Consider the following 15,022-nt stretch of genomic DNA (forward strand, 5'->3'; position numbering starts at 1 on the left):
ATCGATAAGGACCTGACGACCAAGCGCTGCGAGCAACTATCTACTCAAGACGCCTATCGATGTCCTCAATAGTTCGCTTGATATCGTCCAGCTTGTCGTCAATGTCATCCAAGCTCGCCCAACCGTTGCCAGATATCGCAACAACATGCGCGAGGAGCTTCTCCGCAAGATCCGGGTCGGTCTGCAGGAGACGCACCCCTCTTGCGTGTTGAATAGGTGAGTCCGCTCGATGCCCCTTCTCGAACTCCGCAATGTAGCCGTGGAGGTCTTTCTTTGCCGCATCTATGTCATCTAGGTCAGCAAGATCGACAAAGATCGTACGAAGACCAGCGATGTCAAAGGGGATCTGCTGACCGGCCTTAGCCACCTGAATGAACGCCTTGCCCGTTGCGTGGCGCAGAGCGAGCTCGTAGTACACGTTCGGATTGCTATCCGTTAAATCAGCGATCACAAGCTCGGACTCAATGATCAAGTTGACGATCTGGCTGGTGATCAAACCTGATTTCAGGATCTTATCCGCACGCACAGTCTCATAGCCGTAGGCGTCCAGCACCGGTGCATACACGTGCTTGAGCATTTGATCCGCCCGCTTACGAGTCTCTGATCCAGCCGCGCCAATAGGGCAAATGATGAAACACGTCTTTACAACCATCGGAAAGGTCTCTTTCTTTGGGTGGTGTTCGCTTTAGCCAGCGGAACACATGAGTTCGATAGGACGTAGTGTTTCTTAGAACACGGAGCACTCGGCGCCAAAGCAAAATGGCCGTACAGCTATCGTCCTATAAACCGAATTCGGCTTCCGCCTTCTTAGGGAGAATGTAGACCTCAAGGAGTAGATGCTCCACGATGCTTAGCGCCAAGCCCAATTGCTTAGGGGTGTGCGGCTTGGCCTCATGCGCTGCGCTATTGCCAAGGGTGCGAATCTTATGAAGGACAGCAGCACTTGCCGGCGTGAGCACCCGTACTTCAACCAGGCTATCGATCTTATGGAATAGATCTTTCCCCACAGCAGACTTCTCCTTGCACACCATCTCCAAGAGCGCCCTCAACCCGATTCCTGCGAGCACCGGCGAGTTAGACGCCATCGCTTGCAGCGTTTCCGAATAGATGAGATTCACTGTACTGGATAACCATCTGACATCGTCGCCGAGCCCTTTGATCCCTTCCACGCGTGATGGATAAAGAGACTCAACCACAACACTGCTGGGCTCATCGTCATCATTGAGTTCCCAGTCTTCCGAATTGCTGTGGGCCTCTCTGAAGGAGATGGTCGAGCAGCCTTGGCATTGCACAATCTGGAAATCAGAATGAAATGACACCGAGCCATGCCGACTGTCAAATTCAGTCCGTTGATCGTAGGAAGCCTTGACGTGGTGCGTGGTCTTTCCGCTGCATGTCGAGCAGGCGATGTTATGTACCTCATCGCACGTCGAATTAATGAAGTACTCAGTTGTCGTCGCCATCACGCTCCTTCGCAAGAAGACTGCCCGACGCATCGAGCCGCAGTGCTGCCCACAATCCAGGCTCCATCATCGGCTGCGAAGAGAGCTGCCTTGGGCAGCATTGCTCCACCCACATGCCACAACACCTGCGGTGGCACGCCTCTTCCCAGTTCAATGGTGCTGGTCAATTGCCTGTTGCCGACGAATATACCTTGAGACTGGGGCGTGGAACATTAGGCGGACAACTAATGGGCAACGCCGCGGCAGTTCCACAGGCAAGGTTTCACAGTGCGGGGCCCCGGCGGCTATCCACAGGAACCGGGGGGAATTCGGACCCCGGTAATTGACCGTTTTTCGGCCTCCCTGATGCTCCACCGCAGGTCCCCCGAATTTCCAGTTTTCCCCGGCGGAAAGTGCATGATTTGACCTGTACACGCTGTACATCGCCCCCACCAATCGGGCGAGGCGGTGCACAGGCTCCTCTCCCCGGGTTCGCCATCAGCAAGTGCACGTTCCTACGCATTCCAGCCCGGCCGGGCAACGATGTCAGGTGTCCAATAGACCTGCCATCTGAGCCCTCTCGCCATGCCCAAAATTGAGCTGGATCTCCCCCAAGTGGTCTGCGACGCCCTGAAGGACGCTGCCGACACCGCAGGTATTCCTCCGGCCGAGCTCTTGGCCGATGCGCTGCGCACCCTTCCTGCGTTCCAGCGCGCATTGGCAGCCAGGCCCGAGCGTCTTCCCGCTTTTGCCCTCAACCCCGGAGCACCCCGTGAGTGATAAATCTCCGCCCATCCCGTCTTCCCTACTGAAGCTGGAGCAGTTGCGAATTCGCAATGACCTCTACTTTGCCGCGCGCCGCGCGCTGAGCGAGCGCCGCAAAGAGCTCAACGACCAGCGAAAGTTCATTCGCCAAGAGATGGAGACCGCCTCAAAAAGCTTCAGCGGCAGAGAGCTCGAGGTGGGTGTCGGCAGGCCGACAAACCTTGGCGGCAAAACCCTGGACGAACACCGGCGCGAGACGTTGGCCAAGTTGCAACGCTGGATGGCTGCGATCGATGCAGTGGACGCCGTAGTAGCCGCCGCATACGACGAGCTCAGCGCTTCATCCGGCGACGTAGGGGCTTACCAGGCCGCCTCACAACATCTCCAGCAGACCGTGGCCGATTGGGGCCTAAGCCAGTAAGGGAACGACCATGACCGACCATTTGCCAAAGGTAGCGCGCGTCCGCGCTCAAATCGAAAAGCTGGCCGACGACATCCGCGACATTCGCGGCGGCATGCCGCCGAAAGAAGAAGCTCTTGCAGCCATCGACGCTCACATCGAACGCGAGGCCGCGAAAGTCACCATTCGCCCAAGTGCCTTTATTGGCGGCGGCAGCGAAGTCGTATCGGCCTACCCCGAGAGTCCCCATGCCTACGCATGCAAGTTTTTCCCGGACGTCATCCGTGATCGCCTCCGCACCGAAGTCGAAGCCCTCTACCAAGGCGACGTGACGATCACCGATGACCGAAAGCAGGAGCGCCTGGAGCAACAGCTGCTGGAACTGGAGCGGCAGGAAGAGTCGTTGATCCGGGAGGCCGCTGCGGCCGGCAAGAACATCCCGCGCCGCGCCGATGCCAACCCCGCGATCACGCTGGCCGACTGATTCGCCAGGAGGGACCAGCAGGCGGTGTCCCTAACAACACCTGCAGCCCGGGCCGGCACTCTGCGGATCCACACACCTCGCGCCGGTGACCGGGCCCCGCACAATTCCCCACCGAGCAGAACATAGGGCTCGACCGACTAAGACCTCAACTAGTCATCCACGCCCGCGCTCAGTGCGATGCTCTCGAAGCTCGGCACCACATAGACCGACGAATCCAAGCTCAGTCACCCGCAGGATAACGGAGACTGGACGAGCACGCCTTCCACTGATCTCCTCAAGTTCGCTGGGCTGGAGGGTGGGAGCGGATGGGAATCTGACGCCGATCCGGTCGTAAAGTAGAAACCCAAAGCGCCCCCAGCTGGCTGGCGACCTCTACCCCTCGAACAAGCAGCGCTCGAGATGCGCTCTATCAGGAACCACTCCCTCATCGATGAGCTTGAACAACACCCGCCTGTAAAGATCAATGCTATCCGCCACGGCCCCATCGGAAAATTTGAGGTTGCCGTGAGCCGCTGCTGACCTAGCGTCGTACAGCTTAGCGACCTTCTTCTGCAGCTCCGCTCGCGCGCGACCTGGCGGCTCCAAGTATGCCGCCATGTTGCAGGAGAGCCGAAACCTGAGCTCGCTCTTCTCCGATGTAAACAGAGCCTCTAATGCTCCCCACATCGTTACAAGCATCATCGATTTGTTTGGCATGATCTGAGAGGCATCAAATGCCTCAAGGAGAAGATCAAATGCCGGAGATTGCCTACGCTTCAGCATCGCAGCCTCCCAACTCTCTACTACCCAAGCTAGACGATCAACTGTTTGCGGCCTGCAATCGTCCACCTGCACTTCGTACTGCACAAATTTCCGACGTTGCTCGAAGACCCTGAGCATGGCGGATGGATTTCCCGAGGCAAGCTCAGAAGTGGCCACATTCGACTCGTAAGCGGCCTCTACCTCGGGGTGATACCACAGTCTCAGCAAGGTGATGATCGTGCGCGAAGCCGATCGCTGAGTCTCCTCAGTCCTGCTGTAGGACTCTGGGATGACCAACTCAGCCAACACATCTCTGGCTCCCGGCTGGGGGAAGCTGAGCCAAGGGCCAGGATGATGCTCCCCTAGTGTGCGAGGCGCGGAGAACGCAAAATTCGCTGCAGAGAACCTGTGCGCATATGTAGGGCGAAGAACGATCCCATTGCCTAGGTGTACTTCAGGCCCTATGAGTTCAATACCAGCCAATCCAATGAACATGCGATCCTTCCAAGCCGTTAACCTTTGGGCACACTTTGCAGAGCGCTAGTCATTGTTGAACTGGTAATAGTCATGCCGCTCCGCGTAGTCCCGCATATATTCGTCCATCACGCTAGAGTCTTCCGGATCAACCAGCTCATAGTATTCGCTCGGAGTGAATTCCGAACGTCTAGTGAAGTGGTCTGCTACACCAGCTGCTCGGAGTGCCTGATAACCAGCCAGCTTTAGGCCACATGCCGAGCAATTAAACCGGTTGGGCAAGACAGTCTGCCGAACGACGATGCAGCCGTCACCGTGCTCAACCTTCTGCTTGCCCACATCTGCTCCCTGCACGGTAGCAACGCATTCACAGGCAGGGCAGACGACTCGATGATGACGCTGACCGGCCAGTTCATCGCCAAGGCGTTGAGAGGCTTCTGCCAGTACTTTTCGCTCTGCTTCGTCCTTCGCCTTGAAAACCTTAGCGTGGGCCAAAATGTCAGTTTTAACGTTGGACCCAATACTCTTGTCGGCCGCTACGAGAGTATCGCGCGCTGCCGTCGCCTCCTCAGGCCCAAGAAGCGCTTCCAAGCTTTGGCCAATCGCCGTTGCGAGCACATCGCAGCATCTGAAGAACCCTGGCAACCAATCTTGAACTCGGAACGCGGCGTAGGCCGCAGCTCCGGTATGAAGCTCCTCATTGCGTCGACCGATGAGGGTTGAGGCCGCCTTAACTTCCTCATCAGTGAAATCTGTGAACAAGACTTTGCATAAGCCAAGAACTTGGGTTGTGTTGATTGATCTTGGCGACGAGGTGCCGAATCCAAGAATATGCAACGCGTTCTTTTGATCCCGCTCTGGCTCGGCAAGTAGAAGTGGACTCACGTGCGCGACGGCTGACCGGCAAAGCAGCTCTAGTCCCATCGATGCCCAAAGCGGAAATACATCTCCCTCGCGCTCTTCTTTGAACGCCCGCTCCATAAAAAGAATAGATTTCTGCCACAGCGATTCTTTGTCCCAACTCATTGTCGCCCCCCAATGTATGCTCTCAAAATTACCCTGCTCCGATCGATCTCCGGAACGCAACCCCGGCCATGCAAGCACGTCCAGTTATCAATCAGCAGCGCATTTTCGCCAGAATAGTGAAACTGCATGGCGTCTGATAGCGCTGCATTGACCAGAGCCATGAAGTCTTTAGCGGCATCATTTGCAGCCACCATGTGCGTCGGATCGAAGCGAATCGCCCAGCCTGGCGTTCCCTTTGTAGTGTCAGTCAGGCCACAATAAATCGGCCCATCTTTCCTTCTGCTACGGAAAATCGCACGCGCACCACTGGGTTGCGCAAGTAGACCCGCCACTTTTCGCTTGTCAAGCAAGAGGGTAGGTGTCGGCGAATCACTCGACGACTGCATCAGGATGTATCTCGCCGGCTCGCTCCAGAACGAGGTATCTGTATGCAACGGGAAACGCTCCCAACCGAATACGTCGCTGAAGGAGTGCCCCCGCCCCACTCCCTTAGGCAAGGGACGCAGGCACTGAATATCTGTCACTCCGTGTGCATCAAGGGAGTCTCCAAGCCGCCGGATGCCTTCGGCCGATTTGAATGAGGGCAGTTCGATCCAGCCCCATTTATCGAGCGCCGCGGCATATTTCAGCTCCAGAGGCTCTTTGGTCACCATGTCAGCCTCGCCACTGCGGATGACCGCATTGACAAACGCCGTCATTGGTCCGAGCGGCGACTTCGACTAAATCCCAGATGATGGCAATTTCATGCAACCTTGGCCGACTGGAACCCACGAGCGACAGACAGGCATCAGACGCCTCTCGGTCAGGGAGAGGACAGCATGAGCGTGTTTGATGGAAGTGGGCATTAAAGGCGGAAGCCATTCGCGCAGTTACAAAGCGGCGGCTTTCAGCTAAGGCAGCGATCATCCTGACCTCCCAAGCTCGACGGTTCATTAGCGAGACTGCACTTAGGACGCACTTACGAAAAAGCCGGCTCGAAGCCGGCTTTGACGTTAACCCTTAAAAATCAGGGTCTTATTTGGTGGGCGGTACAGGGATCGAACCTGTGACCCTTGCCGTGTGAAGGCAATGCTCTACCGCTGAGCTAACCGCCCGGTGTGTTGCTGAGCCGCTCATTATAGGGGCTTTTCAGAGACCGTCAACAGTTTTCACATTCGTGTTCACGCGCGTTTCCAGGGGCCGCCGGGCATGGCCCGGCGCTACCGGAATCACATCGTATGCGTCGGCTTGTCCGAACCGGTCAGGCCGGCCAGGATCGTTTCGATCTTGTGGCGCACCGTCTCGCCTTCCTGGCCATCGGCCAGCTGCACGCCGATGCCGGCGGTGCGGTTGCCCTGCGCACCGGCCGGGGTCACCCAGATCACCTTGCCGGCCACCGGCAGGCGCTCGCTGGAATCGGGCAGGGTCAGCAGCAGGAATACCTCATCGCCCAGGAAATAACGCTTGGGCGTGGGCACGAAGATGCCGCCATTCTTCACGAACGGCATGTACGCGCTGTACAGCGCGGCCTTGTCCTTCACTGCCAGAGACAGGATGCCCTGGCGGGCGTTGCTGGCACTCATCGATTTCCCCTTGCGGCAGGCCGCTCGTTCACCTTGTTCCAGGCCAGCAGCAACTCGACCACCGCAAGGTCTGCGCGCACGGTGGTGCGCAGCAGGTCGCGGGTGCGGTTGGCCGCATCGAACCAGGCTGCAAGCTTGTGCAATCGCTCCGGCGTGGTCAAGGCATCGGTGCTGGCCTGGGCCAGCGCCAGGTCGGCAGCGAAGCGCAGGCGCAGCGCCGCGTTGTCATCGGCGCACCACTTCTGCGCCAGCTCCACTGCGCCGGTCTTGCCGGCGGCCAGCTGTTCCAGCTCACGGCCGACCTCGCGACGCAGGCTCAGGCCATCTTCGCGCAGCCAGTTGTCGGCCTGCCCGGGATGGCCGCGCGCTGCATCCAGTGCCTCGCGCGCGGCCGCTTCGCTGTGGCCCTGCTGCTGCAGCCAGGCCAGCGCTTCTTCGCGCGGCGGCAGCTTGAATTCCAGGCGCTGGCAGCGGCTGCGCACGGTCTGCGGCAGGCGCGCCGGGTCGCTGCTGATCAACCACAGGTAACGCCCGGGTTGCGGTTCTTCCAGGGTCTTCAGCAGCGCATTGGCGGCCGAACGGTTGATGGCATCGGCCGGGTCGACAATCACCACCTGCGCCACGCCGTACTGCGGGGTCAGCGCCAGCTTGTTGCTGATCTCGCGCACCTGCTCGATCACGATCTCGGTGCGCAGCTTGTCGCCGCTCTTGTTGGGAATGAAGCTGATCAGCTGCAGGTCGGGATGCGTGCCGGCGGCAATCAGCTGCCGGGTGCGGGTGGCATACGTGGCATCCCCGCGTGCCAGCACGTGGTCGGCCAGCGCCAGGGCCACCTCACGCTTGCCCAGCCCGGCCGGGCCACAGATCAGCAGGCCATGGCCCAGCCGATCCGCATCCAGTGCAGCCACGGTCTGGTCGAACGCGCGCTGCTGCCAGGGCGAGAAAGTACTCATGCACCCTCCCCTTGCTGCAGCCAGCGCTCGACACGTGCAACCACATCGGCGGCCACGCGCTCCTGCACCTGACCTGCATCAACCAGCGCGAAACGCTGCGGGTCCTGCTGTGCGCGGCTGCGGAACACTTCGCGCACGCGCTGGAAGAAATCGTCCTGCTCGCTTTCGATGCGGTCCGGCCACAGGTCGCGGCTGTTGGCACGCGCACGGCCGACGGCCACGTCCACGTCCAACAACAGGGTCAAGCCGGGCAGCAGGCCCACGGCGCGACGCTCCAGGTCGGCGATCCACTGCGGGTCGAGGCCCCGGCCGCCGCCCTGGTAGGCATAGCTGGAATCGGTGAAACGATCGCTGAGCACATAGGCGCCGCGCTGCAGCGCCGGCTGGATCACCTGACGCACATGCTGCGCGCGTGCGGCAAACACCAGCAGCAGCTCAGCCTCGGCACTGAGCGGCTCGGCAGCAATCTCGGCATCGGGCTTCAGCACCAGGCCGCGGATGCGCTCGGCCAGCGGCGTGCCACCGGGCTCGCGGGTCAACACGACCTCATGGCCGTGGCGGCGCAGGCACTCGCGGATGGCGTTGATGGCGGTGGTCTTGCCCGCGCCCTCGCCGCCTTCCAGGCTGACGAAACGGGGATGGCGAAGCAGCGCGGAACTCATTGCGCCGGAGTCTCCTGGGTGCGTTGCTGGCGCAGCTGCTGCAGGTAGCGGGCTACGGCGGCGTTGTGTTTGTCCAGGCTGGGCGAGAACACGTGCGCGCCACTGCCATCGCCCACCGCGACGAAGTACAGCGCATCGCCCGGTGCCGGTTGTGCAGCGGCCATCAGCGCATCGCGGCTGGGCATGGCGATCGGGGTCGGGGTCAGGCCAGAGCGGGTGTAGGTGTTGTAGGGCGTATCGGTGGTCAGGTCGCGGCGGCGGATGTTGCCGTCGTACGCCGCGCCGATGCCGTAGATCACGGTCGGATCGGTCTGCAGGCGCATGCCGATCTTCAGGCGGCGCATGAACACGCCGGCAATCTGCGGTCGCTCGCTGGCCAGCGCGGTTTCCTTTTCGATGATCGACGCCAGCGTCAGCAGCTCGTAGGGCGTATTGATCGGCAGATCCGGGGCGCGGCTTTCCCATGCCTCGTCCAGCGCCTTCTCCATCGCGCCGTGGGCACGCTTGAGCACGTCCAGGTCGCTGTCGCCGCGCTGGTAGACGTAGGTTTCCGGCAGGAACCGGCCTTCCGGATGCTGGCCGGCGAAACCGAGGCGATCCATCAGCGCTGCGTCATCGAGGGTGTCGGTGGTGTGCAGCAGCGGATCGGCACGCTTGAGCGCGGCGCGCAGCTGGCGGATGTTCCAGCCTTCGATGATGGTGACGCGGTGCTGCAGCACCTTGCCCGCACGCATGCGCAGCAGCAGCTCGCGCGGGGTCAGGTCCTTGCTCAGCGCGTACTCGCCCACCTTCAGCTTGCCGGCCGCGTCGAGCTGACGGGCCAGCAGCTGCCACTGGGTGTCCTTGCCCTCGTCCACGCCGGCCTCGCGCAGCTTGCGCAGCACGCTGTTCATGCCATCGCCGCTGGCGATGACCACGCTGTTCGCACTGGGGGTCAACGGCACGTCGGCAAACTGGCTCTGCTTGTAGAAGAACCACGCGCCCGCGCCGGCCACGACGGCGGCCAGCACCAGCAGCAGCGTTACCACCAACAGACACCCGCGCTTGGCTCCCGCCATGGACTACCTCTGAACTCGATTCCGTCGTGCAGGATACCGTGCCGGTGGTGTGGGGTCATGACCGGGGGCACGCGTCCGTGCCGAGCAACGGTCGGCACCCACCCGCCATCTCCAGTAGATCCACGCCATGCGTGGATGAACGGCCATGGGGGCATCCATGCCGACCAACGGTCGGCACCCACAAGCCATGCCCGGTGGCGGCAATCGATCAACCCTGCTGCCCCAGCGCCCGCAGCAGGCCGCGGGCCTTGGCCCGGGTTTCGTCCAGTTCCTTGTCCGGGTCCGAATCGACCACGATGCCGGCTCCGGTGCGGAAGCTGACCTCGTTGCCGTCCACCTCGGCGGTGCGGATCAGGATGTTCAGGTCCAGGTCGCCATCGCGGTTCAGCCAGCCGAACGCACCGGTGTACGCGCCGCGTGGCACCTGCTCAAGTTCGCTGATGATCTGCATGCAGCGCACCTTCGGGCAGCCGGTGATGGTGCCGCCGGGGAAGGTCGCGGCGATCACCTCGCCCGGGGTGACGTCCGCGCGCAGCTGGCCGCTGACGTTGCTGACGATGTGGTGCACGTGGGCGTAGCTTTCCACGGTCATCAGCTCGTCCACCACGACCGTGCCGGGCAGGCAGATGCGGCCCAGATCGTTGCGCTCCAGGTCGATCAGCATCACGTGCTCGGCGCGCTCCTTGGGATGGCCGACCAGTTCCTGGATGCGCGCGGCATCGTCGTCGCCCTCGAAGCGCGGACGGGTGCCGGCGATCGGGCGGGTCTGTGCGTGGCCGCCATGCACCGACACCAGCCGTTCCGGCGACGAGCTGACCACATGCCGGCCGTGCGCACTGAACAGGCCGGCAAACGGCGCCGGATTGGCCCGCCGCAGCTGCGCGTACAGCGCCTGCGGGCTGACCGGTGCTGCGAAGTGCGCGCTCCAGCGCCGCGACAGGTTCACCTGGAACACGTCGCCGGCGCGCAGGTAGTCGATCACCCGGCGCACACCCTCGGTGAAGCGCTGTGGCTCGTCTTCGCTGACCGACTGCGGCGGCTGCCAGCCCTGCCCGGCCGGCGGCAGTTCACCCGCTACCAGCGTGACCAGCGAGTCCAGCAGTGCTTGCTCGCCCGCTTCGGCAATGAGGAAGCTGGCGTCGGCCTGGTGGTCATGCAGCACGGCGGCCGGGCAGCGCAGGGCAAGTGCGGTCGGCCGGCCGTCATCGCGCGCGCGCGCCGGCAGCACCGGCTCGACCTGGCTGGCCACTTCGTAATCGAGCATCAGCGCCCAGCCACCGCGGAACGGCAGCGCGTGGCCGCCGTCGTGCGGCAACCGCTGTGCCTGCCATGCGCGGTCCAGCGCCTGCAGGAAGCTGCCGGGCTGCACCGCGCCGTGCTGGTCGCGCACCTGGCCATCGGCGTCCAGCTGCAGGGTGTCGCCCTGCGCGGCCAGCAGCAGGCTCCAGCGGCCCTGCGCAGTGCCCGAGGCGGTGGACTCCATCAGCAGCGGGAAACGCGCCGGGTCGCGCTGCTGCAGGGCCAGCAGGTCGATCGGGTGCGGCAGCGGGTGGATCAGCGGGGCGTGGGTCATGGCAGCCAGTTCGGGAGACGGATACACGGAAGCCGCCTTGCGGCGGCCTCGTGGTTGGCGGAGCCGAGCATGGCTCGACCCTACCGGTGCGATCAGACGCGCTTGAAGATCAGCGTGCCGTTGGTGCCGCCGAAACCAAAACCATTCGACATCACCACGTCGACCTTGGCCTGGCGTGCTTCGTTGGGCACGTAGTCCAGGTCGCAGCCTTCGCCCGGCTGCTGCAGGTTGATGGTCGGCGGAATCACGTTGTCGCGCATTGCCAGCACCGAGAAGATCGCTTCCACGCCGCCGGCAGCGCCGAGCAGGTGGCCGGTCATCGACTTGGTGGAGCTGACCATCATCTTGTAGGCGTGGTCGCCGAAGGCGGTCTTCATCGCCATGGTCTCACCGAGGTCGCCCAGCGGGGTCGAGGTGCCATGTGCGTTGAGGTAGCCGACCTGTTCCGGGGTGACACCGGCGTCCTTCATGGCCATGGTCATGCAGCGCGCAGCGCCTTCGCCGTTCTCGCTCGGCGCGGTCATGTGGTACGCGTCGGAGCTGGCGCCGAAACCGGCCAGCTCGCAATAGATCTTCGCGCCACGCGCCTTGGCGTGCTCGTACTCTTCCAGGATCAGGATGCCGGCGCCGTCGCCCAGCACGAAGCCGTCACGGTCCTTGTCCCACGGGCGCGAGGCCTGTTCCGGAGCATCGTTGCGGGTGCTCATCGCCTTCATCGCGCAGAAGCCGCCCAGCGCCGTCGGCGAGGAGCCGCGCTCCGCACCGCCGGCCACCATCACGTCCGCATCGCCGTACTGGATCATGCGCATGGCGGTGCCGATGGAATGGTTGGAGGTGGCGCACGCCGAGACCGCCGAGAACGACGGGCCCTTCAGGCCGCTGATGATGCTCAGCTGGCCCGGCAGCATGTTGATGATGGTCTTGGGCACGTAGAAGGGAGAGATCTTCTTCCCTTCGTGGAATTCGATGGTCTGCTCTTCGATGCCGAGCAGGCCGCCGATGCCAGCGCCAACGATGGCGCCGATGCGGTCGGCGTTGGCGTCGGTGATCTCCAGGCCCGAATCATGCAGGGCCATGAACGCGGCACCGAGGCCGTAATGGATGAACGGGTCCATCTTCTTGGCATCCTTGCCGCTGACCCGGTACTTGCCGAACAGTTCGTTGTCGGCGGTGATGTCAAAGCCTTTGACCTCACCTGCGATCTTGGTGGTGAACCGTTCCAGGTAGGCATCAGAAACGTTGGTCAGCGGACCGATGCCCGAACGACCGTGGGTGATGCCTTCCCAGCTGCTGGCCAGATCATTGCCCAACGGCGAGACCATACCCAGGCCGGTTACGACGACGCGACGCTTCATTGCTGATTCTCCTGACCCGAACGTTCTTTGCGGGTAACGCGGTTTACTTCGGTGTGGTGCGCAAACACACGGGGCCGCAAACAGCGGCCCCATGGGGTGTCATGCGCGCCGGACTCAACGCCCGCACACGCACTGACGTCCTGCATCAGGCCTTGACGTGGGCCGTGATGTAGGTGATCGCAGCCTGCACGGTGCTGATCTTCTCGGCTTCTTCGTCCGGGATCTCGCACTCGAATTCTTCTTCCAGCGCCATCACCAGCTCGACGGTGTCCAGCGAGTCAGCGCCCAGGTCATCGACGAACGATGCGCTGTTGGTGACTTCTTCTTCCTTGACGCCAAGCTGTTCGATGACGATTTTCTTGACGCGTTCTTCGATGGTGCTCATGGGATATCGCTCCAGATGGAGTAGTGGTTCAAAAGTGGTCGCCATCAAAGGCGATGGCCGTGGGATAGTGTAGTGGAAACCGGCGTGACCTTGCATTGCAGCAAAAATCCTCGCAGATCAACCACTTGCGGCGCGATCCCTGCGCCCCTTGCTTACGGCATGTACATGCCGCCGTTCACATGGAGAGTTTCGCCGGTGATGTAGCCGGCAGCCGGGCTGGCCAGGAAGGCCACCGCATGGGCGATGTCCTCCGGCGAACCCAGGCGTTCGAGGGCGATGTCGCCGATCAGCGCGGTACGCGCTTCTTCCGGCAGCGCCTTGGTCATGTCGGTGTCGATGAAGCCCGGCGCGACCACGTTGACGGTGACCCCGCGCGAGCCGATTTCCTTGGCCAGCGACTTGGAGAAACCGATGATGCCGGCCTTGGCGGCGGCATAGTTGGCCTGGCCGGCGTTGCCGGTCACGCCCACCACCGAGGCGATGTTGATGATGCGGCCCTTGCGCGCCTTCATCATGCCGCGCATGACGGCCTTGCTGGTACGGAACACGCTGGTCAGGTTGGTGTCGATGATCGACGCCCAATCGTCTTCCTTCATGCGCATCAGCAGGTTGTCGCGGGTGATGCCGGCGTTGTTGACCAGGATCGAGATCGGGCCGAATTCCTTGGCGATACCGTCAAGCACAGCATCGAGCGCAGCGGCGTCGGTGACGTTCAGCGCGCGGCCGTGACCGCCGTGGGCAGCCAGGCGCTCGCCGATCGCGGCGGCGCCGGAATCGGTGGTGGCGGTGCCGATGACGGTGGCGCCCTGGGCGGCCAGCAGATCGGCGATGGCGGCACCAATGCCACGGCTGGCACCGGTAACCAGTGCGATTTCACCCTGCAGGGGCTTGCTCATGATGTTTTCCTCAGGCTGGGGCGGCCGCCGCACCCGCGCCGCTTGCAGCGGCCACCGGCACGGTCGGCAGGAACAGGGGCAATCAGGCCGACCACGTCTCGCGGGCGGTTTCGAAGTCGCCCGGGGTGGCCAGGGAACGGCCGTCGATGGCCTTGTCGATGCGCTTGACCAGACCGGTCAGCACCTTGCCCGGGCCGCATTCGGCGATCCGGGTGACGCCACGGGCGGCCAGCGCCTGCACGCAGCCGGTCCACTGCACCGGCTGGTACAGCTGCTGCACCAGCGCGGCGCGGATCGCGTCCACACCGTCGTGCACCTTGGCGTCGACGTTCTGCACCACCGGCAGCTGCGGCAGCTGCCAAGACAGGCCGGCCATCACTTCGGCCAGACGGTTGGCGGCTTCGCGCATCAGCGGGGTGTGCGAGGGCACGCTGACGGCCAGCTTGACCGCCTTGCGCACGCCCTTCTCGGCCAGCAGCGCCAGCGCCCGGTCGACCGCGGCAGCGTCGCCGCCGATCACGATCTGGCCCGGCGAGTTGAAGTTGGCCGGAACGACCACCTGGCTGCCGGCGGCTTCGGCGCAGACGTCCAGCACCAGCTGGTCTTCGGCACCGAGCACGGCGGCCATCGCGCCGACACCTGCGGGAGCCGCGTCCTGCATCAGCTGGCCGCGCAGGCGCACCAGGTGCGCACCGTCGTGCAGGCTGAGGGCGCCAGCGGCGACCAGGGCGGTGTACTCACCCAGGCTGTGGCCCGCCAGAACCGACGGACGCGGACCGCCCACGGCGTTCCAGGCGCGCCACGCGCCGATGCTGGCGGCCAGCAGGGCCGGCTGGGTGTATTCGGTACGGTTGAGCATTTCCTCCGGGCCGCCCTGGGACAACGCCCACAGGTCGACGCCGGCACCATCGGATGCCTCGGTGAAGGCCTCACGCACCTGCGGGTGCAGTTCGGCCAGCTCGGCCAGCATGCCCACAGACTGTGAGCCCTGACCGGGGAAGACAAAAGCGAGGGTGGATACGGTCACGCGGTCATCCGCTTGTTGCAATCGAAGCGGGCCATGATAAGGGGGAACATGCCGTGTCGTCTGTACGTGCGCGTATGCACGGCGTATGGACAGTGCCCCGATACGGGGTCCGCCCGGGCATGGCCCGGGCGAACCGGTTGGCCCGGGGCCCCCCCCCGGGCCCCCCAAACGCCGGCACCGGGCCGAGGTGCCACCAGCCCGCGGGCAAAACCACCCACC

16 protein-coding genes and 1 tRNA gene are annotated in these 15,022 nt (G+C 63.0%); 2 read left to right on the top strand and 15 right to left on the bottom strand.

From position 1 onward, the window contains the following. Positions 1-40 precede the first annotated feature (40 nt). Positions 41-577 (bottom strand): hypothetical protein, encoded by a 537-nt coding sequence (locus ABIA73_RS18130; RefSeq protein ID WP_354276121.1) that lies wholly within the window; start codon positions 575-577, stop codon positions 41-43. Between the two features lie 202 nt (positions 578-779). Then, positions 780-1,463, bottom strand: coding sequence for a DUF4145 domain-containing protein (locus ABIA73_RS18135; RefSeq protein WP_354276122.1), 684 nt, complete (start codon positions 1,461-1,463; stop codon positions 780-782). Between the two features lie 751 nt (positions 1,464-2,214). On the opposite strand from ABIA73_RS18135, the gene ABIA73_RS18140 reads away from it, so the two are divergent. Together ABIA73_RS18140 and ABIA73_RS18145 are read left to right on the top strand one after the other, a co-directional pair. Then, positions 2,215-2,628: a hypothetical protein gene (locus tag ABIA73_RS18140; RefSeq protein WP_354276123.1), complete on the top strand. Its 414-nt coding sequence runs from the start codon at positions 2,215-2,217 to the stop codon at positions 2,626-2,628. Positions 2,629-2,638: 10 nt separating this feature from the next. Further along, positions 2,639-3,091, top strand: coding sequence for a hypothetical protein (locus ABIA73_RS18145; RefSeq protein ID WP_354276124.1), 453 nt, complete (start codon positions 2,639-2,641; stop codon positions 3,089-3,091). Positions 3,092-3,463: 372 nt separating this feature from the next. Here the strand turns inward: ABIA73_RS18145 and ABIA73_RS18150 are convergent, their stop codons facing one another. The 13 genes from ABIA73_RS18150 to fabD form a co-directional block, all read right to left on the bottom strand. After that, positions 3,464-4,327 carry a hypothetical protein gene (locus ABIA73_RS18150; RefSeq protein ID WP_354276125.1) on the bottom strand — a complete coding sequence of 288 codons (864 nt, stop codon included), beginning with the start codon at positions 4,325-4,327 and terminating at the stop codon, positions 3,464-3,466. A gap of 45 nt (positions 4,328-4,372) precedes the next feature. Beyond that, entirely contained in the window at positions 4,373-5,332 is a 960-nt protein-coding gene (locus ABIA73_RS18155; protein WP_354276126.1) for a hypothetical protein, read from the bottom strand. After that, entirely contained in the window at positions 5,329-6,030 is a 702-nt protein-coding gene (locus tag ABIA73_RS18160; protein WP_354276127.1) for a Fe(II)-2OG oxygenase family protein, read from the bottom strand. Before ABIA73_RS18160 ends, ABIA73_RS18155 begins: the two co-directional genes overlap by 4 nt. 321 nt (positions 6,031-6,351) lie before the next feature. Next, positions 6,352-6,426: transfer RNA gene (locus ABIA73_RS18165), tRNA-Val, on the bottom strand. 114 nt (positions 6,427-6,540) lie between these two features. Continuing rightward, entirely contained in the window at positions 6,541-6,894 is a 354-nt protein-coding gene (locus ABIA73_RS18170; protein WP_025874071.1) for a PilZ domain-containing protein, read from the bottom strand. Continuing rightward, on the bottom strand, positions 6,891-7,847 hold the full coding sequence (locus ABIA73_RS18175; RefSeq protein ID WP_354276128.1) for a DNA polymerase III subunit delta': 957 nt from the start codon (positions 7,845-7,847) through the stop codon (positions 6,891-6,893). The genes ABIA73_RS18170 and ABIA73_RS18175 overlap by 4 nt, the downstream gene beginning before the upstream one ends. Continuing rightward, positions 7,844-8,509, bottom strand: coding sequence for a dTMP kinase (gene tmk / locus ABIA73_RS18180; RefSeq protein ID WP_059063248.1), 666 nt, complete (start codon positions 8,507-8,509; stop codon positions 7,844-7,846). The genes ABIA73_RS18175 and tmk overlap by 4 nt, the downstream gene beginning before the upstream one ends. After that, positions 8,506-9,567, bottom strand: a complete 1,062-nt coding sequence (gene mltG, locus ABIA73_RS18185) for an endolytic transglycosylase MltG (protein ID WP_354276129.1) — start codon at positions 9,565-9,567, stop codon at positions 8,506-8,508. Before mltG ends, tmk begins: the two co-directional genes overlap by 4 nt. Before the next feature lie 208 nt (positions 9,568-9,775). Beyond that, positions 9,776-11,140 carry an aminodeoxychorismate synthase component I gene (locus ABIA73_RS18190; protein ID WP_354276130.1) on the bottom strand — a complete coding sequence of 455 codons (1,365 nt, stop codon included), beginning with the start codon at positions 11,138-11,140 and terminating at the stop codon, positions 9,776-9,778. 92 nt (positions 11,141-11,232) lie between these two features. Beyond that, on the bottom strand, positions 11,233-12,495 hold the full coding sequence (gene fabF / locus ABIA73_RS18195) for a beta-ketoacyl-ACP synthase II (protein ID WP_025874076.1): 1,263 nt from the start codon (positions 12,493-12,495) through the stop codon (positions 11,233-11,235). 145 nt (positions 12,496-12,640) lie between these two features. Then, positions 12,641-12,880 (bottom strand): acyl carrier protein, encoded by a 240-nt coding sequence (acpP, locus tag ABIA73_RS18200; RefSeq protein ID WP_025874077.1) that lies wholly within the window; start codon positions 12,878-12,880, stop codon positions 12,641-12,643. Between the two features lie 152 nt (positions 12,881-13,032). Continuing rightward, entirely contained in the window at positions 13,033-13,776 is a 744-nt protein-coding gene (fabG, locus tag ABIA73_RS18205) for a 3-oxoacyl-ACP reductase FabG (RefSeq protein ID WP_025874078.1), read from the bottom strand. A gap of 82 nt (positions 13,777-13,858) precedes the next feature. Further along, positions 13,859-14,803, bottom strand: a complete 945-nt coding sequence (fabD, locus tag ABIA73_RS18210; RefSeq protein WP_025874079.1) for an ACP S-malonyltransferase — start codon at positions 14,801-14,803, stop codon at positions 13,859-13,861. Positions 14,804-15,022 lie beyond the last annotated feature (219 nt).

It is taken from the genome of Stenotrophomonas sp. 2694 (genome assembly GCF_040548715.1).
GTDB classification, from domain to species: Bacteria; Pseudomonadota; Gammaproteobacteria; order Xanthomonadales; family Xanthomonadaceae; genus Stenotrophomonas; species Stenotrophomonas indicatrix.

Coding starts and splice junctions, on each gene's coding strand:
- acpP (WP_025874077.1), bottom strand. CDS start 12,880: ATGAGCACCATCGAAGAACGCGTCAAGAAAATCGTCATCGAACAGCTT.
- fabF (WP_025874076.1), bottom strand. CDS start 12,495: ATGAAGCGTCGCGTCGTCGTAACCGGCCTGGGTATGGTCTCGCCGTTG.
- ABIA73_RS18175 (WP_354276128.1), bottom strand. CDS start 7,847: ATGAGTACTTTCTCGCCCTGGCAGCAGCGCGCGTTCGACCAGACCGTG.
- ABIA73_RS18160 (WP_354276127.1), bottom strand. CDS start 6,030: ATGACGGCGTTTGTCAATGCGGTCATCCGCAGTGGCGAGGCTGACATG.
- ABIA73_RS18130 (WP_354276121.1), bottom strand. CDS start 577: ATGCTCAAGCACGTGTATGCACCGGTGCTGGACGCCTACGGCTATGAG.
- ABIA73_RS18150 (WP_354276125.1), bottom strand. CDS start 4,327: ATGTTCATTGGATTGGCTGGTATTGAACTCATAGGGCCTGAAGTACAC.
- ABIA73_RS18170 (WP_025874071.1), bottom strand. CDS start 6,894: ATGAGTGCCAGCAACGCCCGCCAGGGCATCCTGTCTCTGGCAGTGAAG.
- tmk (WP_059063248.1), bottom strand. CDS start 8,509: ATGAGTTCCGCGCTGCTTCGCCATCCCCGTTTCGTCAGCCTGGAAGGC.
- ABIA73_RS18190 (WP_354276130.1), bottom strand. CDS start 11,140: ATGACCCACGCCCCGCTGATCCACCCGCTGCCGCACCCGATCGACCTG.
- fabG (WP_025874078.1), bottom strand. CDS start 13,776: ATGAGCAAGCCCCTGCAGGGTGAAATCGCACTGGTTACCGGTGCCAGC.
- ABIA73_RS18145 (WP_354276124.1), top strand. CDS start 2,639: ATGACCGACCATTTGCCAAAGGTAGCGCGCGTCCGCGCTCAAATCGAA.
- ABIA73_RS18155 (WP_354276126.1), bottom strand. CDS start 5,332: ATGAGTTGGGACAAAGAATCGCTGTGGCAGAAATCTATTCTTTTTATG.
- mltG (WP_354276129.1), bottom strand. CDS start 9,567: ATGGCGGGAGCCAAGCGCGGGTGTCTGTTGGTGGTAACGCTGCTGCTG.
- ABIA73_RS18135 (WP_354276122.1), bottom strand. CDS start 1,463: ATGGCGACGACAACTGAGTACTTCATTAATTCGACGTGCGATGAGGTA.